The following is a 20,275-nucleotide window of genomic DNA, read 5'->3' as shown; positions in this document are numbered from 1 at the left end:
GGTCACTTGGATCGGTTGAGCATACGGTCGGCGCTGCCCTGTGGGGTGAGGTCGAGACGGCGGAGCAACTGCGCATTGAGGGCGACGACGACGGTCGAGGCCGACATCAGGATTGCGCCGACGCTCATCGGCATCACGAACCCGATTGGGGCGAGGATACCGGCGGCCAGCGGCACGGACAGCAGGTTGTAGCCTGCCGCCCACCACAGGTTCTGCTTCATCTTCCGGTAGGTCGCACGGGAGAGCTCGATGACCGAAAGCACCGAACGCGGGTCGGAGCTTGCCAGGACGACGCCCGCCGAGCCGATGGCCACGTCTGTGCCGGCACCGATCGCGATGCCGACATCGGCCTGGGCCAGCGCGGGGGCGTCGTTGACGCCGTCGCCGACCATGGCGACCTTGTGGCCCTCGCCCTGCAGTTCCTTGACTTTCGCGGCTTTGTGCTCGGGACGCACACCCGCGAAGACCCGGTCAATGCCCAGGTCCTTGGCTACGGTGTCCGCGACGGCCTGCGCATCGCCGGTGATCATCACGACCTGGGCGCCCGCAGAGTGCAGTGCGTCGACGGCGTCGCGGGACTCGGGACGGATCTCGTCGGCAAGCCGCAAGGCTCCGATCACCTCGCCGTCGGCGAGAACGTGCAAGATGATCGCACCTTCCTCGCGCCACTGGTCGGCGACCGGAAGCTCGTCTACGGAGTGCTGCTCAAGCAGGTAGGGGCCGCCGACTTCGACCGTTCTTGCCTCGACCGTCGCTTTCACGCCCACGGCTGGCGACGAGGAGAAGTCGCTGGCACTCGGCACAGCCACGTCACGGGTCTCCGCTGCACCGGTGATGGCGCGAGCGAGTGGGTGCTCACTGTCCGCCTCGGCGGCCGCTGCCAGCGCGAGCACGTCTGCTTCCTCATATCCGCTGACGGGGTCGATCGCGGTGACGGTCGGTTCGCCTTTGGTGAGGGTGCCGGTCTTGTCGAACAGCACGGCGTCGACGTTGCGCATGGATTCAAGCGCGAGCCGGTCCTTAATCAGCACCCCGCCGCGGGCGGCGCGTTCCGTCGCGATTGAAACAACCAGCGGGATCGCGAGACCTAAGGCGTGGGGGCAGGCGATGACGAGCACGGTGATGGTACGCACGACCGCGTCGTTCGGTACCCCGGCGATCGTCCAGACTACGGCAGTCAGAATGGCCGCGCCGAGGGTGAACCAGAACAACCACGCGGCAGCCTTGTCTGCGAGGCGCTGCGCCCGCGATGACGATTCTTGCGCATCGGTGACGAGCTTTTGAATGCCGGCCAACGCGGTGTCGCCACCCGTGGCCGTGACCTCGATGCGCAGACCCGAGTCTGCCGCGATGGTGCCAGCGACCACGTGCTCGCCTTCACCGCGGCGCACCGTTTTCGACTCACCGGTGACCATCGACTCGTCCATGCTGGCGCTGCCGTCGACAATCGTGCCGTCGGCAGGCACGGACGCGCCGGGCCTCACAATCACGACATCGCCGACCTCGAGGTCCGCCGGGGTAACCTTCACAACCTCGTCGCCGTCGACCTTCTCCGCCTCGTCGGGCAGGAGTGCCGCGAGCGAGTCCAGGGCGGAGGTGGTCTGCGCAAGGGAGCGCATCTCGATCCAGTGCCCCAGCAGCATAATGACCACCAGCAGCGCCAGTTCCCACCAGAAATTCAGCCCGTGGTCCAGCAAGTTCAGGCTCGCACCCCAAGAGGAGACGAAGGCGACCGTGATCGCGAGCGCGATCAGCAGCATCATGCCGGGTTTGCGGGAGCGGATCTCGGAGACAGCACCCGTCAAGAACGGGCGACCTCCCCAGAAGTAGATGACCGTGCCCAAAAGCGGCGAGATCCACCGGACCCATTCCGCGTCAGGCAGCTGGTAGCCGATGAGATGGGCGAAGGTTTCGTTAAATCCGACGACCGGGATCGCGAGAACCAGCATGATCCAGAAGAGCCTGCGGAACTGGGCAACGTGGTCCCCGTGACCACCGTGACCACCGTGACCACCGTGACCACCGTGACCACCGTGACCACCGTGACCACCGTGACCACCGTGACCACCGTGACCACCGTGACCACCGTGATCTGTGTGACCTGCGTGGTCATGACTGCCGTGGGCCTCGTGAGTATCGTGTTCGTGGTGGCTGGCGTGCCCACCGGGTTGGGTGCCGGAGTGGGCGTGTCTGTCGTTCATGGTTCTGTCCTCTCGTTGCAGTTCATCGTTGTGGTCGGTTCGGCCGTGCCGGGGCCTAGCACGACGGCCATCCCCCACGTTAATACCCCAGGGGGGTACATGTCTAGGGTGTCCCGATCCGAACGACCTGACGTTTCACCTTTCGCACTCACGGGACTACACTGCGCCGACATGCGAGTATTGGCGGCCATGAGCGGGGGAGTCGACTCCTCTGTCGCGGCCGCGCGCCTGGTGGAAGCCGGGCACGACGTCGTCGGTGTGCACCTTGCGCTGAGCAAGGACGCGCAGCAGACGCGCGAGTCTGCCCGCGGCTGCTGTTCCCTGGAGGACTCCGCCGACGCGCGCCGCGTGTGTGATCACCTGGGCATCCCGTTTTACGTGTGGGATTTCTCCGACCGCTTCAAAGAAGAGGTCATTGACGATTTCGTCTGGTCCTACGAGCACGGCGAGACCCCGAACCCGTGCCTGCGCTGCAACGAGAAGATCAAGTTCGCGGCGCTGCTGGACCGGGCGGTGACCCTGGGCTTCGACGCGATCGCCACCGGGCACTACGCAATTATCGACGACGCCGGCAACCTCCGCCGCTCCACCGACCCGAAGAAGGACCAGTCCTACGTCTTGGGCGTGCTCACCCGCGACGAGCTCGACCGTTGCATTTTCCCGGTCGGCGACACGGAAAAGCCGCAGATCCGCGAGGAGGCCGCCCGCCACGGGTTCGCCACCGCGTCCAAGCCGGATTCTTACGACATCTGCTTCATCCCCGACGGCAATACGCAGGCGTTTCTGGGCCGCTCCATCGGCATGCGCCCAGGCATGATCAAGGACACCGAGGGCCGCGAGCTGAAGGAGCACGACGGCGCGTTCCAGTACACCATCGGCCAGCGCAAGGGACTGAACATCCGCGTGCCTGCTGAAGACGGCAAGCCGCGCTACGTCACCGACGTGGACACCTCCACCGGCACGGTCACCGTCGGCCCGCGCGAGGCGCTGCGCGTCACGGAGATCACCGCGGACCGGCTCAAGGTGCTGCACCCGGCGATGAAGGGCGAGCTCACCGCCAACGTGCAGATCCGCGCCCACGGCGGGGTGGTGGCCTGCACCGCGCGCATCGAAGACGACCAGATGACGCTCGCTCTCCACGAGCCACTCGAGGGCGTCGCTCGCGGCCAGGCAGCCGTGCTCTACCTGCCGGACCCGGACGGGCAGGGCGACATCGTGCTCGGCTCCGGCACCATCTGCGCGACGGCATGATCGCGCCAACTGCCTTCGGCCTCGGACCGCTGCCCGGTACCGATCTCGCAGCCGCCGCCGACGTGGTGCTGTCCGAGTCGCCGCTGCCGCACATCCCGCAGCTGCCGGACCGCGGTGTCGGCTCCGATCTCGTCGGCCGCACCGCCGCAATGCTGGAGATTCCCGTCGCTCGCGGTCCCCGCGGCTGGCGCGTGGCGGCACGTGCGAGCAGGGACGCCGACCGGATGGAGCGCGACCTCGACCAGCTGGAGGAGCTCTGGCACGGCAAAGTGGACACCGTCAAGGTTCAGCTCGTCGGCCCGTTCACGCTGGCGGCCGAGATCGAGATGCCCAACGGCCACCGCATGATCACCGACTCCGGCGCGCTGCGTGACCTCACGGACGCGCTGCTTGAGGTGTGCGTGGGGCACCGGAGGGACGTCGAGAAGCGATTTGGCAAAAGTGTGCTGCAGCTGGACGAGCCGCGCCTACCCGAGGTTGTCGCAGGCACGCTCAAAGGCGCGACCGATTACGAAACCATCGCGGCGATCTCGGAGCCGCAGGAAACGTTCGAACGCTTCGGCGAGCACCTGCTCAATACGTCAGTGCTTCTCGACGACACCCCGTGGCTGACCTGCGACCCTCGCACCTGCAACCGTGACGCGCTGGCGAAACTGCTCGACCAGGGTGCCCGCATCGCGATCCCGACGATGCAGGCCCGCGAGCTCTACCGGGTGTTCGACGAGTTGCAGATCGACCCCGCCGAAACGACCGTGGACGTCTACACCGAGTCGGCCGCGACACTGGTGGGAACCGCGGCGAACTACCGTGCGGCCCGGGAGATGGCCGAAGCGCTTACAGTGGAGGTATGACTACGCCGCTGCACTGGGACAAAAAGAAGGCTGACTTCTCTATGGGAATCGTCTTCGGTGTGATGTTCTTTGTCGTGTTCGGCCTCATGATGGATGACATGCTCCTCGGCGCCGGAATCGGCGTTGCGTTCTTCGTCGCGTTTGGGCTCTTGCCAGATAAACGCGCGGCCGATTTTGACGGGCAGACACTGCGTCTCGTGGACAAGAAGGAAACCACAGAGCTCGACGCCGCCAGCATCGCCGACGTGATCATCAGTGAGTCGGGCGCGATGGTGGTGAAGACCGAGTTGGGGGAGAGCTATTCGGTCGAATCTGAAGGCGACAACCGGGGGTTGCAGGACTTCGCGGAAAAGCTGCGCGCGGAGCTGGCGCTCAACTAGCCCAGAACTAACCCAGCATCGGCCAGCCGGGCAGCACGTTGGAGGCGTCCCGGCCCTGGGACTCGAAATAGCGCTTGCGGTCTTCTTGCAGGGTGAAGTACTCCACGGCCTGGTACTCCATGAGCTCGCCCGCATCCATCTGGGCGAGCTCCGGGTAGAGCTTGCGCACCTGCATCCACGCCACGCGCGCAGCGGCAAACGCGTCGGCGGTGGCCTCGTGCGCGTTGTCCAGCCGCACCCCGTAGTGCTCGCACATGGAGGTCAGGTTGCGCGGGCCCTTGCGGTAGCGGTCCTTCGCGCGGTCGATCAACAGTGGGTCGTACACCGGCCCCGTGACGGTGAAGTCGCCGGTGAGCTGGCGCAACACGGTCAGATCGTAGGGGGCGTTGAACACCACCAGGGTCAGGCCGTCTTCCCAGCCCTGCTTGATCGCCTCGACGGTTTCGCGCACCACCTCGTCGTGGTCGCGGCCCTCTGCACGAGCCTTCTCGGTGGTGATGCCGTGCACCTTGGCCGCCTCTTCCGGGATCTCCACCCCGGGGTCGGCGAGAGTCTCCTTGGCGTCGACCTCGGAGCCGTCGATACGCACGAGCGCCGACGTGACCACTCGCGCCTCGCGCGGGTTCGCGGACGTGGTCTCCAAGTCAAAAGAGAGCATGCGGGAGGCGTCGAAAGTGGCCATGCGGGACATTGTAATGAGCGAGCCGACGCGGGCCCGACGAGCGCTAGACGCCACACTAGACTCAGTGCCCGTGAGTGAAATTTCCGCTGATCTGCACCGCGAATGGGACGAGCTAGCCGCCGAGGTGCGCCGCCACCGGGACCTCTACTACAACGGCCAACCGGTCATCACTGACGGAGAGTTCGACGAGCTGTTCCGCCGCCTGCAAACGCTGGAGGAGGAGCACCCGGAGCTCGCAGTGCCGGATTCGCCGACGAAGGAAGTCGGCACCCCCGCCACCGACACCGCGTTCGCCGACGTCACACACCCCGAGCGCATGATGAGCCTGGACAACGTCTTCAACGAAGACGAGATGCGCGAGTGGTTGGCCAAAGCCCCGGGGCCGTACCTGACCGAGTTGAAGATCGATGGTTTGTCCATCGACCTTGTCTACGAAAACGGCGAGCTGACACGCGCCGCCACGCGTGGCGACGGCACCACCGGCGAAGACATCACCGCCAACGCTCGGGTGATCGAGGACATCCCGCAAAAGCTCACCGGCGACGCCCCGGCGTTTCTGGAAGTCCGCGGCGAGGTGTTCATCCGCCCCGAGGACTTCCCGGAGCTCAACGAGCTGCGCCAGAAAGAGGGCGGCAAACCGTTCGCGAACCCGCGCAACACTGCCGCCGGAGGCCTGCGGCAGAAGAACCCGGAGGACGTGAAGAAGCGCAAGCTGCACATGATCTGCCACGGCATCGGCGCCCGCGAGGGCTTCGCCCCGAAGAGCCAGCACGAAGCCTACGAAAAGCTCGCCGAGTGGGGGCTGCCGGTCAGCGAGTACACGCGCCGGGCGGAGACTGCCGACGATGTCATCGAGGCCGTGCAGTACTGGGGTGAGCACCGAAACGACGCTATCCACGAGATGGACGGCCTGGTGGTCAAGGTCGATTCGGTGGCTGAGCAGCGTCAGCTTGGCGCCACCTCCCGAGCGCCGCGCTGGGCGATCGCGTACAAGTACCCGCCTCAGGAGGTCACCACCAAGCTCAACGACATCGCCGTCTCCGTGGGCCGCACCGGCCGCGCCACACCCTTTGCTGTGTTGGAGCCAGTGTTCGTCTCCGGGTCCACGGTGTCCATGGCCACCCTGCATAACCAGCACGAAGTCAAGCGAAAGGGCGTGATGATCGGCGACACAGTGGTGGTGCGTAAGGCGGGCGAGATCATCCCAGAGGTGCTCGGCCCTGTTGCGGACCTGCGCGACGGCACGGAGCGAGAGTTCGTCTACCCAGAACTCTGCCCGGTCTGCGGCACCAAGCTGGCACCGGCCAAGGAGGGCGACGCGGATTGGCGCTGCCCGAACACCCGCTCGTGCCCCGCGCAGTTGTCGGCGCGGTTGGAGTACATCGCTTCGCGCGGCGTGTTCGACATCGAGGCGCTCGGCGAGAAGGGCGCGCAGGACTTGATCGCATCCGGCGTGCTCGAGGACGAGGCGTGCCTGTTCGACCTCACCGAGGACGACCTGAAAAAGTCTTCCGCTTACACGCGCAAGGACGGGCAGGTCAACGCCGCGGGTACGAAGCTGCTGGCCAACCTTGAAACTGCCCGGCAAGCCGATCTGTGGCGCGTGATCACCGCGCTATCCATCCGCCATGTCGGCCCCACCGCGGCCCGCGCGCTCGCGTCGCGCTTCCACTCCATGCAGGCGCTTATCGACGCACCTACGGCCGCCCTCGCCGAAACCGACGGCGTCGGTGACGTGATCGCCGAGAGCTTCAAAGAGTGGTTCACCGTGGACTGGCACAAAAACATCGTGGATAGCTGGGCCAAAGCCGGCGTGACCATGGAGTCCGCCGAGGAAGACCGGGCACCGCAGACCCTAGAGGGGCTAACCATCGTCGCCACCGGCACGCTTGAGGGCTTCAGCCGCGACGAGGTGAAGGAGGCGATCCTGTCGCGCGGCGGCAAAGCGGCCGGGTCGGTGTCGAAGAAGACCGACTACGTGGTGGTGGGCGACAACGCCGGCTCCAAGGCCGCGAAGGCGGAGGAGTTGGGCCGGCCGATCCTCAACGAGGAGCAGTTTGTGCGGCTGCTCGAGGGCGGCCCCGACGCGCTCTGACAGATCACGCAGGGGGTGCGAGCGCGACCTGGGGAGAATGACGGATGTCGCACGGGGCAGGGAAGATCCGTCATTGGGGGTGCGAGCTAGCGCAGCATCGCGCCGACGATGCAGCCCAGGTCGCCGATCTCGCGTACCTCGGAGGCCAAAAAGTCCGGCCCGCCCACGCGGCCTACCACCACCACCATGTCGGTGCCGTGCAGCGGCGTCATGGTCAAAGCGGTACCCAGCTGAAACCATGCATCGGGAGCCCAACCGTCGAAGTCGGGCTGGAGGATGCGCGCACTGTCAATCGGCGGCATCTGCGGGTGGGAGCCATCGTCTTCCGGCGCGGCGGGGGAGGCGGCGGCGCGGGTCAGCCCGTCGTCGTTATTGCGCAGCACCACCGCCCATGAGGAGGTCACCGCGCTCGGCATGACGCGCACGAGCTCCCCCAGCGTGTCCGAGAGGTTGCCCGAATGCTCGGCGATCTTGGCCAGCATCTCTATCTGGCCGCGGCGGTCGACGCGCCCCGTGAACGGGCGGATCGAATCCACCTCGGCGCCGTCGACGGAGGCCACGGCTGTGATCAGGGTGTCCACCATCACGCCGGTGGGCAGGGTGACCACGATGTCGTCGGTCACCGTGCCGTCGGTGGAGGTCTCGACGATGTCTACCGAATTGATGTCGGCGTCGACCATGCCGAACGCCTCGGCGAGCTGACCGAGGCTGCCAGGGACGTCCGGAAGGGAAACGCGGATGAGGTACGACATGGCCTTATTTATAGCAACCGGGGGTGGCCGGGCGGTGTCACGGCGTGACGTAAGATAAGCCGCGTTACACGCCCACGTGATGCGGAAGGGATGGGACTGTGGCTGAGATTTCACGCGACGAGGTGTCGCGCATCGCACGCCTGGCGCGGATTGCGCTGAAAGACGAGGAGCTGGACGACATTGCCCAGCAGCTGGACACGATCGTGGACGCGGTCTCGAAGGTGCAGAGCGTGGACACCGAGGGTGTGACCCCGATGAGCCACCCGCACTCCATCGACGCGGGTATGCGCGAAGACGTGGTGAAAAAAACGTTGACGCAGGCTGAGGCGCTGGACCAGGCGCCGGCTGTGGAGGACGACCGTTTCGTGGTGCCTCAGATTCTGGGAGAGGGAGACTAAGCAGACATGACGCAGTACACGATTCCGGCCGAAGGTCTCGTCGCAAAGCCAGCGCACGAGCTCGCAGCCATGATCCAGTCCGGCGAGGTTACCTCCCGCGAGGTCACGCAGGCGTTTTTGGACCGCATCGCTGAGGTCGACGGCGAGCTCGGCGCCTTCTTGCACGTCGGTGCCGAGGAGGCGCTGGCGGCTGCGGACAAGGTCGACGAGCAGGTGAAGAACGGCGAAACGCCGGCCTCTGCGCTCGCGGGAGTGCCGCTGGCGCTCAAGGATCTGCTGGTCACCACCGATGCGCCGACGACGGCCGCGTCCAAGATGCTCGAGGGCTACATGAGCCCCTATGACGCCACGGTGGTGTCGAAGCTGCGCGCAGCAGGCATCCCGATTCTGGGCAAGACCAACCTGGACGAGTTCGCCATGGGGTCTTCGACGGAAAATTCGGCGTACAAGCCGACCAAGAACCCGCACGACCTCGAGCGGGTGCCGGGCGGCTCCGGCGGCGGCACAGCGGCGGCGCTCGCGTCCGGCGAGGCACCGCTGGGCATCGGCACTGACACCGGCGGCTCGATCCGCCAGCCGGCGTCCCTGACCGGCACCGTGGGCGTGAAGCCGACCTACGGTGGCGTGTCCCGCTACGGCGTGATCGCGTGCGCGTCCTCCCTGGATCAGGTGGGCCCCTGCGCGAACAACGTGCTGGACACTGCACTTTTGCACGAGATCATCGGCGGCCACGACGAATTCGACGCCACCTCCGTGGACCGCGAGGTGGCGTCCTGCGCCGACGCCGCCCGCGAGGGGGCCTCCGGCGACCTTGCAGGCGTGACAATCGGCCGCGTGAAGCAGTTCGAGCGCCCCGGCACCCAAGAAGGCGTGAAGGAAGCCATCGACGCCGCCTACGCGCAGCTGGAGCGCCAGGGCGCAACTGTCGTCGAGGTGGATTGCCCAAGCTTCGAGGATGTTATGGGCGCGTACTACCTCATCCAGACCTCTGAGGTGAGCTCCAACCTCGCACGCTTCGACGGCATGCGCTACGGCCAGCGCGCCGGCGACGACGGCACGCGTTCCGCCGAAGAGGTTATGGCCGCTACCCGCGGCGAGGGCTTCGGCGCCGAGGTCAAACGCCGCATCATCCTGGGCACCTACGCGCTGTCCGTGGGGTACTACGACGCGTACTACCTGCAGGCTCAGCGCGTGCGCACCCTGGTGGCGCAGGACTTTGCCAAGGCTTTCGAGGCGTGCGACGTCATCGCGGCGCCGTCCACGCCGACGACCGCCTTCAAGCTGGGCGACAAGGTGGACGACCCGCTGGCGATGTACAACTTCGACCTGTTTACCCTGCCGCTGAACCTGGCTGGTCTGCCCGGCATGTCGGTGCCGGCGGGCGAGGCCTCCGACACCAACCTGCCGGTGGGCCTGCAGCTGATCGCCCCGGCGTTCGAGGATGCGCGGCTGTACCGCGTGGGTGCCGCTTTTGAAGCCGGCCGTTAACCCCTGGAATACCCTCGCAGCTTTGGCTGCGGGGTATTTTCTTGTCCTGATCGACCAGGGCTTTATGCCCGTGATCACGCCGCTGCTGCCTTTCGACGTCGGCTCCGCCGTGTGGCTCACCAGCATCTACCTGCTGTGCACGGTCGCGCCCATGCCGGCGACAGGCAAGTTCGGCGACGCATTCGGGCAACGCCGCATTTTCCTCATCGGCCTCACCATCTACGTCGCCGCCCTGGTGTTTGCGGGTGCGTCCTGGTCCTTCGGCTCGTTGGTGGTGGCCCGCGGCCTGCAGGGGCTGGGCGCGGCGGTGTTTTTGCCTCAGGCATTCGGACTGATCCCGCGCGTGTTCGCCGACGACAAGCAGGGCCGCGCCTTCGCGGCGTGGGGCGTGATCGGTTCCGTCGCCTCGCTGATCGGACCTGTGGTCGGCGGGGCAGTGGCGCAGCACTTCGGGTGGCGCGCCGCGTTTTTCGCTCAGGCCGCGCTTGGCGCGGTGGCGCTGCTCGCCGGCCTGTTAGCCCTGCCGCGTCTGCCCCGCAGCGGCGAGCGGGTCAGTCTGCTGCCGGTGCTGCTGTCCTTCGGCGGGCTGGGTCTGCTTGTGTACGGCATCCAGTTCGGGCAGTGGCCCTCAATCCTCTTTGGCGCGCTGCTGATCGGCGTGTTGGTGCTGTCGGCCCGCAACGGCACGGACGACGGCTTTTTGCCCGTGGATCTGCTGGCGGACCGCTCGTTCGCCCTTGGTGCGCTCGGTGTGGCGGCGATGGGTTTCACGGTGGCGTCCATGTTCATCCCGATGATGTACTGGCTGCAGGCGGTCGGGGGCGCCACGCCCACCGCCTCCGGGGCCATCACTGCGCCGATGTCGGTGTTCGCCCTCGTGCTTACCCCGGTTGCCGGGTACCTCACGGACAGGCGCGACCCGGGCAGACTCTGCGCCGCCGGATTCGCCGTCTCCGGCGTGGGGCTCGCGCTCGCCATCTGGCTCATCCACTCCGGCGCCGGGGTGTGGTGGTTCACGGCTGTGACGTCGCTGCTGGGCATCGGCGGGGCATTCGTGTGGGCACCCAACGCGGCGGTGACCATGCGCGGTATCGCCGAGCACGAAACCGGTGCGGCCTCCGGGTTGTACAACACGGCGCGCCAGGTCGGCAGCGTGCTCGGCGTCGCGCTGGTGGGCGTGGTGCTCGCCTCCGGCGCGATCGAATCCACCGCGGGCTGGGCGCTCGCTTTGCCGCTCGGAGCGATGTTGCTCGGGGCGGTGTCGTCTCTGCGGCTTCGGGGGTAGCCTGGCTGGCATGCGACTTGCCACTTTGACCTCCGGCGGCGACTGCCCCGGCCTCAACGCCGTCATCCGCGGCATCGTCCGCACGGCCAACACCGAGTACGGCTCTACCGTCGTGGGCTACCGCGACGGCTGGGTGGGCCTGATGGAAGACCGTCGTGTCGATCTTTACGACGACGCCTACATGGATTCCCTGCTGCTGCGCGGCGGCACGATCCTGGGCACCGGCCGGCTGCACCCGGACAAGTTCAAGGCGGGCCTGGACCAGATCAAGTTCAACCTCGACGACGCGGGGGTGGATGCTCTCATCGCCATCGGCGGCGAGGGCACACTCAAGGGCGCGAAGTGGCTCTCCGATAACGGTATCCCGGTGGTGGGTGTGCCCAAGACCATCGACAACGACGTCGCCGCCACCGACTACACCTTCGGGTTCGACACGGCCGTCTCGGTGGCCACCGACGCGATCGACCGGCTCCACACCACCGCCGAGTCCCACAACCGCATCCTCATCGTCGAGGTGATGGGCCGCCACGTCGGCTGGATCGCGTTGCACGCGGGCATGGCTGGCGGAGCGCACTACACCGTGATACCGGAGGAGCCCTTCGACATTGCGGAAATCTGTAAGGCCATGGAGCGCCGCTTCCAGATGGGGGAGAAGTACGGCATCATCGTCGTCGCCGAGGGTGCCGTACCCAAGGAAGGCACTATGGACGCAGGTCTCGGCGAGAAAGACGAGTTCGGCCACACCACCTTCAACGGCATGGGCCAGATCATCGGCGACGAGGTGAAAAAGCGCCTGGGCTACGACGTACGCACCACCGTGCTCGGCCACACCCAGCGCGGCGGCACGCCGACCGCCTACGACCGCGTGCTGGCCACCCGCTACGGGGTGCACGCCACCCGCGCCGCGCACGAGGGCAACTTTGGCAGCTGCGTCGCCCTGCACGGCGAGAACATCGACCTTGTCGAGCTTGAAGACGCCGTGGCGCAGTTGAAGACAGTCCCGGAAGGCCGCTACGCCACCGCGAAGGCGATGTTCACTTAATCTCGGCGTCCGATTTTTCGGCTGCGCGCGTACAGCCAAATGCCGCCTATCCAAGAAAAGGCGATAACCGCGAAGAAGGCCACGACGGCAGCGACCTCGCCGGGCAGCTCCGCCGCGGAGTTGAACGCGGCGTGGGCAGCGTAGCCGACGACGTACCAGCCGACGAGCCGGCCTACGCGCCATTGGAGGGGCTTGTCCGGCCGGCACAGGAAACAGCCGAGGCCCCACGCACTTAACCCGGTGTATAGCGCATGTGCCCATGGTGCGGCCGCGGTGCGCACGCCGATGGCGGTGAGCGCACCTTCGACGTCAGAGTTGAGGTGTTCCAACGCGCCTTGCAGGATGTAGATCGTGTTTTCCGCTGCGGCGAAACCGAACCCGACGGCGATAGCGACGGTGACTGCCTCGATCGGTCGACGGATGCGGAATACCATCGTGCACAGTACGAAGACTGCGGTGAACTTCAGTAGCTCCTCTGCGGTCGGCGAGAGCAGCCCGAAAACGAGGTCGTCGAAGCCGAGCCGGCTCTGCAACACTTTGACGGTGTTGTTTGCGAAAACCGTGGGGGACAGCAGTGCCGCGCCGGCGAAAAAGCCCGCGAAGATGAATGCTGGAGTGGCGCTGTCAATCCTGCCGGGGTGGTTGCGCAGTGCGAGCCAGGCGATGAGCAACCAGCAGGCGCCGATCAGTGCGCTGATACCTGCAGTAGTGGGGTTGAACGGCATGTCGGAGAGGTAGAACGCCGTCCATCCTGCGGCGGCGAGGAAAAGGGCCGCCGCGATAAGGCGCAGTATGGGTGTGGATTTCATGGTTACTGTGCCTCCTTCAAGTTTTCAGCTGGGGCGGCATCAACGAGCCGCGCGGCGAGATCGTGGGCATCCGGTCCGCCGATTGTGAAAAAGCGGGTGGAGGCGCCGTCGGCGACGGATACAGCGACAAGCGCGTATTCCCCGGTCTCCTCGCTGCGTTTCACCCATACGCCGTCGCGTGGGTTCTCGACACCGTCGGGGTCTACCGAGGGCGCAAGCTTTGCGGCGCGGTAGACGCGGGCGATCGCGTTTTCCTGGTCGTCCGGGGTGGCCTCGGTGCGGGCCATGACCCGGGTGTCAGCGCAGTCCCAGACGCGGGTGCGGCTCGTGAAATTAGACGAGCTCGCGCACTTCAGCGTGCCGTCGCCGTCCGGGATGGCGAGGCCGCCGATTTCGACGGGCTGTTCCGACGCGCCCGATGGGTCAGTGGCATCGCCAACGGCACGCGGCACGACCAGGACGATCGTTACAAAGACAAAAAGAATAACTCCGAGCACGACCGGTGCCCGGGAAACGTTTAACTCACTCATAGTGGCGCATACGATACAACCCAAGCGTTCCGTCCGCAGGGGTGGCTAGGCTCGTGTGCATGCGCGATCGAATCCCCAATCCCTGCCGCCTGCTTATCGTCGGCATCAACCCCGGCCGCCTCACCGAAGAGGTTGACGCGCCATTCGCGTACCCGGGCAACCGGTTCTGGCCGGCGCTCGAGGCAGCCGGCATCACTCCGCACCGCGTCCACGCCGACAAAGGCTTGCGTGACGACGACGCCACCATGCTTGCCGATCTCGGCATCGGTTTTACCAACCTGGTGAACCGGATGACACCGCGTGCGTCCGACCTGACCCGCGAGGAACTGCGGGATGGGGGAGAACGGCTGCGTGGGGTCGTCGTCAAGCATCGCCCCAAAGCGCTCATGTTTGCAGGTATCGGCGCATATCGCGACGCGTATCGACGACCCAAAGCAACCCGCGGGCTCCAACCCGAAACCATCGAGGGTGTGCCGGTGTGGGTGGTGGGAAACCCGAGCGGGCTGAACGCGCACGAATCGGTGGCGTCCCTGGCGGAGAGCTACGGCGAGGTGTGGGAGGCGACCGGTTCCTGACGGCCGATCGCACGGGAGCGGCGGTAGAGCCAGATCAGCAGCACCCACAGCAGGATCGTCATCGCGGCTGAGGCGACAAGGCTTGCGACGCCGGGGAGCTCGTGGGAGGCGTTGAACGCGCCGTGGATGGTGGCCGCTATAAGGAACCAGCCGAACAGCCGCGATAGACGCCAGCCGAGCGGCTGGTCCGTGCGGCAGAGGAAGACCCCAAGGCCCCACGCCGCCAGTCCGGTGTACACGGCGTGCGCGAATGGGGACAAAACCATGAGCGCGATCATCGACGCGACGCCGTCGAAGTAGTCCGACTGAAGGTCGCGTACTGCCGCGATCGCCGAGTTATTCACGGTTTCCCCAATGGTGTAGCCGGCACCGACTGCCATGCCGACCACGGCGGCCTCGACGGGAGTGCGTACGGGTGCGAAAACCACGATGACAAATAGCGCGGCGAGCAGCTTGGCCGTCTCCTCCGGGAAGGAGGAGAACAGGTACGTCACGGCATCCGGTAGTTCAGCGGCGGCATTGAGATAGGCAGTGTTGACGGGGGCGATAACTCCGCACAGGCCAACCCCAGCGAGCGCGGCGGCAGGCAGCCACCACGGCGCGGCGGGTCGCCCGGGGTGACGGCGCAATAGCAGCCACGCGATAGCGGCGACGGCAAGGGTGAACCCCGCTGCTGCAGCACCGAATATGGGCCGCCACGGCAAGGAGGCGAGCACGTAGAGGTAGCGCCCCACACATGCGAGAATGATCAAGCTGCAGACGATCTGCATAATGCGGGTGCGTGGCATTACCGGGCCTCCTTTGCAACAAAACGGTCGATGATCTCCCGGCCAGCCGTGTGGCTCGCCGCGACGTACGCGGTGAGATCCCCTCGCTCAGCAGCGGCGACAGACACATCATTGAGGTGCGCAACATACACACCTGGCGCCGGGTGCTCGATTTCGTCCGGGCGTATCTGCTCCCCACCGGTGAACTGCCAGTACATACGTGCGACTGAGTCGGCCCGCTCTGCCTCGTCGGTCATGGTGTAGTCGGCGCGGATCTGGATGTCTGTGTCCGCACAGTCCCAACTCCACGTGCCGGTGCCGTCGCCCAGACCATCGTCGGCGGATGTTTGGGTGCACTGCAGGGCATCGCCGTTGGCGTCGTGAAGCGTGATGCCTCCTGCTGTGACCTCCGTGGTGGCGGGCTCATCTGTTTTGGCTACCGCCTGGGCCGCGAACGGGGCCGCCAAGATGATCGCTCCGGCGGCCACGATTCCCAGGGTCCCGGATCGGGTATTTCTGTCAGCAAAATCGGGATATTCCACTCGCGGCAGCATAATGGCAACCTCTGACGTGTGCAGCGCGTGCCTATAAGTGCGCCATTTGATGCGACGTGGAAGGCGATGATCACCTAGGTTGACAGCTAGGGCGCTCTCCTCGCCCGTGGTTCACTATTTCCGGAGGCACTGTTGAATTTCTGCGACAACCCCGCCTTGAGCGATGAGTGGGTCACTCTGCAGCCGCTCGGCCTGCCTCGTGCGCGACACGTGCGTCTACTCCATCCTGGACATTGAATGGCCGGAGGCGAAGACGTCGCTTGAGGCCCGCCTGCACGGTTGATCCGCCGGCTCGGGTCACGGCAGTGCGTCGAGACCGATATCCAGGATGGTCACCGAGTGCGTGAGCGCGCCGACGGCGAGGAAGTCAACGCCTGTGTCCGCGTATGCGCGTGCGCGATTAAGCGACAAGCCGCCGGAAGACTCGAGCAGCGTCGCTGGGGACAGGGCATCTCGCCGGACGACGGCTTCCCGCGTATCTTCCACCCCGAAATTGTCCAGCATGACCAGATTCGGCTTCAATGCAAGAACTTCCGTAAGCTGAGCTAGGTCATCCACTTCGACTTCGATGGGGAGGTCCGGGAACGTTTTGGTCGCGCGCCGATATGCGCCGGCTGCGCTGCCGACACTCGCGACGTGGTTGTCCTTGATCAGTACCGCGTCACCCAGACTCATGCGGTGGTTGACACCGCCGCCGCAACGCACCGCATATTTCGCCAAATCGCGGTAACCGGGCAGTGTCTTACGGGAATCCCTCACCCGCGCCCGGGTACCGGAAAGAACTTTCGTCCACGCATACGTCCCGGTCGCGATGCCACTGGCGTAGGTAAGCAGATTCAGAGCAGTCCGCTCCGCTGACAGAATGGCGCGCGCCGGGCCAGACACCGTAGCAAGACAGCCACCGGCCGTAACTTGATCGCCGTCGGCGGCGTGTACCGACACGTCGACGGCGGGGGAAATCTCGTGCATAGTCCATCCCAAAACGTCGAGTCCCGCGACGGTTCCAGCCTGGCGCGGAACCACCTGCGCAGTAAGAACCGCGTCCTCGTCGATCGCCGCCTGAGATGTGGCGTCGGTTCCATGAGCGAAGTCCTCCGCGAGACCGAGACGGATGAGCCGCAGCGTGGCCTCTCTATTCAACGGAGGGTGAATCGGCTGAGCGGGCGTTGTCATCGGTATCTACTCACCGCTTCCCGGTGTGCCGATGGCGATCATCCGCTCCAATGACTGGCGCGCCTTCGCCGCGACGTCCTCGGGCACGGTTATCTCGTCGCGGACGTCCCGCAGACTGCGAACCAGCTTTTCTGGAGTAATCATTTTCATGTACCGGCAGTTAGCCTGGGGGTTCACCGGCTGGAAGTCCGCCAGTGGAGACCGCTTCCGCAGCTGGTGCAGCATTCCCACCTCGGTGGCCACGAGGACTGTTCCTTCGGTGTCGCGGTCGGCTCGGTCCAGCATCCCGCCGGTGGACAGCATGTGCACACGCTCCGGCTGGATGACTCCTTCGCCGGCAAGAAAAATCGCGGAATTCGCGCAACCGCATTCTGGGTGGATGTAGAGCGGTGCATCAGGGTGCGCCGCCGCTTGCTCCGCTAGTTCCTTGCCGTTTATTCCTGCGTGGACGTGGCATTCGCCCGCCCAGATACGAATGTTCTCGCGACCGGTCAGACGCTTCACGTGGGCACCGAGGAACTGGTCGGGGCAAAAGAGGATCTCGCGGTCTGGATCGATGGAATTGACCACCTCAACGGCGTTTGAGGAGGTGCAGCAGACGTCCGTGAGGGCCTTGACATCAGCGGTGGTGTTCACATAACTGACGACGACCGCGTCAGGGTGCTCGTCCTTCCATCCCTGAAGCTGCTCAGCGGTGATGGAGTCCGCCAGCGAGCATCCAGCGTTTTGGTCCGGGATGAGCACCGTTTTGTCGGGGCTGAGGATCTTGGCGCTTTCAGCCATAAAATGCACACCGCAAAACACAATCACATCTGCATCGGTATCGGCGGCGATACGAGATAGCGCGAGTGAATCGCCGGTGAAGTCGGCAATGTCCTGGATCTCCGGGGTCTGATAATTATGCGCCAGAATGACGGCGTTTCGTTCGCGCTTCAGTTTTCGCACTTCATCGGCCCACATACACCCAATGTAGTCCGGCACGCCTGCTGAATAGTCGGTTTCAGCCGATAAAATGCACGACCAGCCGGCCGGCCCCGGCGGCTACTCATCGTGCGCATCAACGCCGTACGCCGCGGGCTACGTATTGCCATGCGGGCACTACAGATCACAATATGAAATCACAGCAGCTCGCGCGAACAGCACATGCGGAGGAACGTTCAGCGTTCGTCGCTCCGATTTTCACCCCGCTTCTTTCATTTTGGCTAGCCGGTGAGCACGTGCACGTCAGTGCAGGGCCAATGGCGTGGTCGATCGTGAAAATGGTGATTCTGCCCGTCGACCTCGGCCTGCTGGCGCGCGTCGCCACGCCACGGGCCAGGCGGAGACGACTTCGCGCACAATGGCCGTGGGGGTGGGCATGCAAAACTCCGGTCTGGCCGCCACACTTGCCGCCAGTTACCTAAGCCCGATCGCCGTGCTCCCGGGCGCGGTGTTCTCCGTTTGGCACAACATCTCCGGTGTTGTCCTGGCGCTCTTATTCCATGCGCGCGATAGTCGTTCACAGGGAATACCGGAGCTGCCGGGACGATAGAAAGAGCTCTACGTCGGGTACGGGAATGATGGCACTACACTTAGCAACCATGACTGCCTACGACCTGATGGATTACGACGAAGTACTGAAAAAGTACGACCCAGTAATGGGCCTTGAGGTGCACGTCGAGCTGGCCACCGAGACGAAGATGTTCTCCACCTCCTCCGCCCACTTCGGCGCGGAGCCGAACACGAACATCGACCCGGTCTCGCTCGGGCTTCCCGGCGCGCTGCCGGTAGTCAACGCCAAGGGCGTGGAGTGGGCCATCAAGATCGGGCTGGCGCTGAACTGCAAGATCGCCGAGAGCTCCCGGTTTGCGCGCAAGAACTACTTCTACCCGGACCAGCCGAAGAACTACCAGATCTCGCAGTACGACGAGCCGATCGCTTACGACGGCTACCTCGACGTCGTGCTCGAGGACGGCACCGAGTGGCGCGTGGAAATCGAGCGCGCGCACATGGAGGAAGACACCGGCAAGCTCACCCACCTAGGCTCCGCCTCCGGCCGCATCACCGGCGCGACCGCATCGCTCGTGGACTGCAACCGCGCAGGCATCCCGCTGATCGAGATCGTGACCAAGCCGATCATCGGCGCCGGCGAGCGCGCGCCTGAAGTGGCCAAGGCTTATGTCGGTGCGCTGCGAGAGCTGGTCAAGGCCCTCGGCGTCTCCGACGCGCGCATGGATCAGGGCAGCATGCGTTGCGACGCGAACGTGTCCCTGCGCCCGGTGGGCCAGGAGAAGTTCGGCACCCGTACCGAGACGAAGAACATCAACTCGCTGAAGTCCGTCGAGCAGGCCGTGCGCTTCGAGATGCAGCGCCAGGCCGCCGTTTTGGAAGACGGCGGGGAAATCGTCCAGGAGACCCGCCACTACCAGGAGAAGGACGGCACGACCTCCAAGGGCCGCCCCAAGGAGGAGGCGTCCGACTACCGCTACTTCAACGACCCGGATCTGCCGCCGGTGATTGCGAAGCCGGAGTGGGTCGAGGAAATCCGTGCGACCCTGCCGGAGCTGCCGTGGGTGCGCCGCGCTCGCATCCAGGAGGAGTGGCAGCTGCCGGAAAAGGAGTTCCGCGACCTGGTCAACGCCGGTGCGCTCGATCTCATCGTGGACACCGTCGAGGCCGGTGCTACCCCGGATGAGGCGCGTGCCTGGTGGGTCTCCTACATCAACGGCAAGGCCAACGAGGCCGGCAAGGACCTCGACGCCCTCGGCGTCACCCCGGCCGATGTCGCCCGCGTGGTGGAGCTGGTCAAGGAAGGCAAGCTGACCACCAAGCTAGGCCGCCAGGCAATCGACGGCGTCATCGCCGGCGAAGGCTCTGTCGACGAGGTCGTCGCCGCCCGCGGCCTGGAGGTCGTGCGCGATGACGGCGCGATTGAGAAGGCCGTCGACGAGGCGCTGGCCGCCAACCCGGACATCGTGGAGAAGTACCGGGCCGGCAACACAAAGGTCACCGGTGCCATCGTTGGTGCCGTGATGAAGGCGACGCAGGGTAAGGCCGACCCGGGGCAGGTCAACCAGCTCATTGCGAAGAAGCTCGCGGAGTAGTGCTAGGGCGGCGGTTGTAGCCACAAATGGTGAAGGGCAAATGGTGAATATCTTCGGTTGAGCCGGGAGTTGTCAGTGGGTGAATGCGCCACCTCGACTTGGAGGTTGTTGTGGCTGGCCGTTGGACTCCGAAGGATGTGAAGGCTGCTTCTGTGGCGCGGCTTGTTGCAGGCGATGATGTCGGCGAGATTGCTCGTGATGCCGGTGTGGCAGAGGGCACGGTTTATGAATGGGTCAAGCAAGCAGGTGCGCTCCCACCGATGAAGGCGTTGGCACGTGCACGCGACCAGCTCATCGACGACGCGGTGGCGTTGGTGGCTTCAGGTATGTCGGTACCGGATGCGGCTGCAACGTTAGGT

General features: G+C 65.4%; 21 protein-coding genes. 12 read left to right on the top strand and 9 right to left on the bottom strand.

Annotated elements, in window-relative coordinates; translation table 11 throughout:
- Positions 1-2: 2 nt before the first annotated feature.
- Entirely contained in the window at positions 3-2,201 is a 2,199-nt protein-coding gene (locus HMA55_RS06545; protein ID WP_181192271.1) for a heavy metal translocating P-type ATPase, read from the bottom strand.
- Between the two features lie 171 nt (positions 2,202-2,372).
- On the opposite strand from HMA55_RS06545, the gene mnmA reads away from it, so the two are divergent.
- From mnmA to HMA55_RS06530, 3 genes are read left to right on the top strand one after another with little or no spacing between them, the layout of a single operon-like run.
- Positions 2,373-3,452, top strand: coding sequence for a tRNA 2-thiouridine(34) synthase MnmA (gene mnmA, locus HMA55_RS06540; RefSeq protein WP_181192270.1), 1,080 nt, complete (start codon positions 2,373-2,375; stop codon positions 3,450-3,452).
- Positions 3,449-4,303, top strand: a complete 855-nt coding sequence (locus HMA55_RS06535) for a uroporphyrinogen decarboxylase/cobalamine-independent methonine synthase family protein (RefSeq protein ID WP_181192269.1) — start codon at positions 3,449-3,451, stop codon at positions 4,301-4,303. The genes mnmA and HMA55_RS06535 overlap by 4 nt, the downstream gene beginning before the upstream one ends.
- Positions 4,300-4,683, top strand: coding sequence for a hypothetical protein (locus tag HMA55_RS06530; RefSeq protein WP_181192268.1), 384 nt, complete (start codon positions 4,300-4,302; stop codon positions 4,681-4,683). Before HMA55_RS06535 ends, HMA55_RS06530 begins: the two co-directional genes overlap by 4 nt.
- A gap of 7 nt (positions 4,684-4,690) precedes the next feature.
- On the opposite strand, the gene HMA55_RS06525 is transcribed toward HMA55_RS06530, so the two are convergent.
- Positions 4,691-5,365 carry a 3'-5' exonuclease gene (locus HMA55_RS06525; protein ID WP_181192267.1) on the bottom strand — a complete coding sequence of 225 codons (675 nt, stop codon included), beginning with the start codon at positions 5,363-5,365 and terminating at the stop codon, positions 4,691-4,693.
- A 70-nt stretch (positions 5,366-5,435) separates the two neighbouring features.
- Between HMA55_RS06525 and ligA the strand changes: the two genes are divergently transcribed.
- Positions 5,436-7,460 (top strand): NAD-dependent DNA ligase LigA, encoded by a 2,025-nt coding sequence (ligA, locus tag HMA55_RS06520; protein ID WP_181192266.1) that lies wholly within the window; start codon positions 5,436-5,438, stop codon positions 7,458-7,460.
- Between the two features lie 86 nt (positions 7,461-7,546).
- Here ligA and HMA55_RS06515 read toward each other — a convergent pair whose 3' ends face one another.
- Positions 7,547-8,212 (bottom strand): ACT domain-containing protein, encoded by a 666-nt coding sequence (locus HMA55_RS06515; RefSeq protein WP_181192265.1) that lies wholly within the window; start codon positions 8,210-8,212, stop codon positions 7,547-7,549.
- A 98-nt stretch (positions 8,213-8,310) separates the two neighbouring features.
- Here HMA55_RS06515 and gatC point away from each other — a divergent pair, with 98 nt between their 5' ends.
- The 4 genes from gatC to HMA55_RS06495 are packed head-to-tail and all read left to right on the top strand — an operon-like array spanning position 8,311 to position 12,425.
- On the top strand, positions 8,311-8,610 hold the full coding sequence (gene gatC, locus HMA55_RS06510; RefSeq protein WP_181192264.1) for an Asp-tRNA(Asn)/Glu-tRNA(Gln) amidotransferase subunit GatC: 300 nt from the start codon (positions 8,311-8,313) through the stop codon (positions 8,608-8,610).
- A gap of 6 nt (positions 8,611-8,616) precedes the next feature.
- Complete coding sequence (gatA, locus tag HMA55_RS06505; RefSeq protein WP_181192263.1) at positions 8,617-10,098, top strand: Asp-tRNA(Asn)/Glu-tRNA(Gln) amidotransferase subunit GatA; 1,482 nt, start codon at positions 8,617-8,619, stop codon at positions 10,096-10,098.
- 22 nt (positions 10,099-10,120) lie between these two features.
- Positions 10,121-11,383, top strand: coding sequence for an MFS transporter (locus HMA55_RS06500; RefSeq protein WP_235961833.1), 1,263 nt, complete (start codon positions 10,121-10,123; stop codon positions 11,381-11,383).
- Between the two features lie 10 nt (positions 11,384-11,393).
- Positions 11,394-12,425, top strand: a complete 1,032-nt coding sequence (locus HMA55_RS06495) for a 6-phosphofructokinase (protein ID WP_181192261.1) — start codon at positions 11,394-11,396, stop codon at positions 12,423-12,425.
- Here the strand turns inward: HMA55_RS06495 and HMA55_RS06490 are convergent.
- Positions 12,422-13,234 (bottom strand): PrsW family glutamic-type intramembrane protease, encoded by an 813-nt coding sequence (locus HMA55_RS06490; protein WP_181192260.1) that lies wholly within the window; start codon positions 13,232-13,234, stop codon positions 12,422-12,424. The two genes, HMA55_RS06495 and HMA55_RS06490, sit on opposite strands and share 4 nt — an antisense overlap.
- Positions 13,235-13,236: 2 nt before the next feature.
- Entirely contained in the window at positions 13,237-13,764 is a 528-nt protein-coding gene (locus HMA55_RS06485) for a hypothetical protein (protein WP_181192259.1), read from the bottom strand.
- A 59-nt stretch (positions 13,765-13,823) separates the two neighbouring features.
- On the opposite strand from HMA55_RS06485, the gene HMA55_RS06480 reads away from it, so the two are divergent.
- Positions 13,824-14,339 carry a mismatch-specific DNA-glycosylase gene (locus HMA55_RS06480; protein WP_181192258.1) on the top strand — a complete coding sequence of 172 codons (516 nt, stop codon included), beginning with the start codon at positions 13,824-13,826 and terminating at the stop codon, positions 14,337-14,339.
- Here HMA55_RS06480 and HMA55_RS06475 read toward each other — a convergent pair.
- The 4 genes from HMA55_RS06475 to nadA form a co-directional block, all read right to left on the bottom strand.
- Complete coding sequence (locus tag HMA55_RS06475) at positions 14,306-15,127, bottom strand: PrsW family glutamic-type intramembrane protease (RefSeq protein WP_181192257.1); 822 nt, start codon at positions 15,125-15,127, stop codon at positions 14,306-14,308. The genes HMA55_RS06480 and HMA55_RS06475 overlap by 34 nt on opposite strands.
- Positions 15,127-15,594 carry a hypothetical protein gene (locus HMA55_RS06470; RefSeq protein WP_181192256.1) on the bottom strand — a complete coding sequence of 156 codons (468 nt, stop codon included), beginning with the start codon at positions 15,592-15,594 and terminating at the stop codon, positions 15,127-15,129. The genes HMA55_RS06475 and HMA55_RS06470 overlap by 1 nt, the downstream gene beginning before the upstream one ends.
- A 363-nt stretch (positions 15,595-15,957) precedes the next feature.
- Positions 15,958-16,833 (bottom strand): carboxylating nicotinate-nucleotide diphosphorylase, encoded by an 876-nt coding sequence (gene nadC / locus HMA55_RS06465; RefSeq protein WP_181192255.1) that lies wholly within the window; start codon positions 16,831-16,833, stop codon positions 15,958-15,960.
- 6 nt (positions 16,834-16,839) lie between these two features.
- Complete coding sequence (gene nadA, locus HMA55_RS06460) at positions 16,840-17,793, bottom strand: quinolinate synthase NadA (RefSeq protein WP_181192254.1); 954 nt, start codon at positions 17,791-17,793, stop codon at positions 16,840-16,842.
- 152 nt (positions 17,794-17,945) lie between these two features.
- Between nadA and HMA55_RS11545 the strand changes: the two genes are divergently transcribed.
- From HMA55_RS11545 to HMA55_RS06445, 3 genes are all read left to right on the top strand, one after another.
- Positions 17,946-18,236, top strand: a complete 291-nt coding sequence (locus HMA55_RS11545; protein ID WP_374680603.1) for a hypothetical protein — start codon at positions 17,946-17,948, stop codon at positions 18,234-18,236.
- A gap of 156 nt (positions 18,237-18,392) precedes the next feature.
- Positions 18,393-19,916 carry an Asp-tRNA(Asn)/Glu-tRNA(Gln) amidotransferase subunit GatB gene (gene gatB / locus HMA55_RS06450; RefSeq protein ID WP_374680604.1) on the top strand — a complete coding sequence of 508 codons (1,524 nt, stop codon included), beginning with the start codon at positions 18,393-18,395 and terminating at the stop codon, positions 19,914-19,916.
- Between the two features lie 83 nt (positions 19,917-19,999).
- On the top strand, positions 20,000-20,275 hold a 276-nt coding region (locus tag HMA55_RS06445; protein ID WP_181191559.1), incomplete at its 3' end, for a transposase.

It is taken from the genome of Corynebacterium wankanglinii (genome assembly GCF_013601005.1).
GTDB classification, from domain to species: domain Bacteria; phylum Actinomycetota; class Actinomycetes; order Mycobacteriales; family Mycobacteriaceae; genus Corynebacterium; species Corynebacterium wankanglinii.
This window is presented reverse-complemented; position numbering and strand designations above follow the sequence as displayed.

Excerpts from the sequence above, each read along its gene's own strand:
- HMA55_RS06485 (WP_181192259.1), bottom strand. The coding sequence starts at position 13,764 with ATGAGTGAGTTAAACGTTTCCCGGGCACCGGTCGTGCTCGGAGTTATT.
- HMA55_RS06530 (WP_181192268.1), top strand. The coding sequence starts at position 4,300 with ATGACTACGCCGCTGCACTGGGACAAAAAGAAGGCTGACTTCTCTATG.
- gatA (WP_181192263.1), top strand. The coding sequence starts at position 8,617 with ATGACGCAGTACACGATTCCGGCCGAAGGTCTCGTCGCAAAGCCAGCG.
- HMA55_RS06545 (WP_181192271.1), bottom strand. The coding sequence starts at position 2,201 with ATGAACGACAGACACGCCCACTCCGGCACCCAACCCGGTGGGCACGCC.
- HMA55_RS06515 (WP_181192265.1), bottom strand. The coding sequence starts at position 8,212 with ATGTCGTACCTCATCCGCGTTTCCCTTCCGGACGTCCCTGGCAGCCTC.
- HMA55_RS06475 (WP_181192257.1), bottom strand. The coding sequence starts at position 15,127 with ATGCCACGCACCCGCATTATGCAGATCGTCTGCAGCTTGATCATTCTC.
- HMA55_RS06480 (WP_181192258.1), top strand. The coding sequence starts at position 13,824 with ATGCGCGATCGAATCCCCAATCCCTGCCGCCTGCTTATCGTCGGCATC.
- mnmA (WP_181192270.1), top strand. The coding sequence starts at position 2,373 with ATGCGAGTATTGGCGGCCATGAGCGGGGGAGTCGACTCCTCTGTCGCG.
- HMA55_RS06495 (WP_181192261.1), top strand. The coding sequence starts at position 11,394 with ATGCGACTTGCCACTTTGACCTCCGGCGGCGACTGCCCCGGCCTCAAC.
- nadA (WP_181192254.1), bottom strand. The coding sequence starts at position 17,793 with ATGTGGGCCGATGAAGTGCGAAAACTGAAGCGCGAACGAAACGCCGTC.
- HMA55_RS11545 (WP_374680603.1), top strand. The coding sequence starts at position 17,946 with ATGAAATCACAGCAGCTCGCGCGAACAGCACATGCGGAGGAACGTTCA.
- HMA55_RS06490 (WP_181192260.1), bottom strand. The coding sequence starts at position 13,234 with ATGAAATCCACACCCATACTGCGCCTTATCGCGGCGGCCCTTTTCCTC.
- nadC (WP_181192255.1), bottom strand. The coding sequence starts at position 16,833 with ATGACAACGCCCGCTCAGCCGATTCACCCTCCGTTGAATAGAGAGGCC.
- HMA55_RS06535 (WP_181192269.1), top strand. The coding sequence starts at position 3,449 with ATGATCGCGCCAACTGCCTTCGGCCTCGGACCGCTGCCCGGTACCGAT.
- gatB (WP_374680604.1), top strand. The coding sequence starts at position 18,393 with ATGGCACTACACTTAGCAACCATGACTGCCTACGACCTGATGGATTAC.
- HMA55_RS06525 (WP_181192267.1), bottom strand. The coding sequence starts at position 5,365 with ATGGCCACTTTCGACGCCTCCCGCATGCTCTCTTTTGACTTGGAGACC.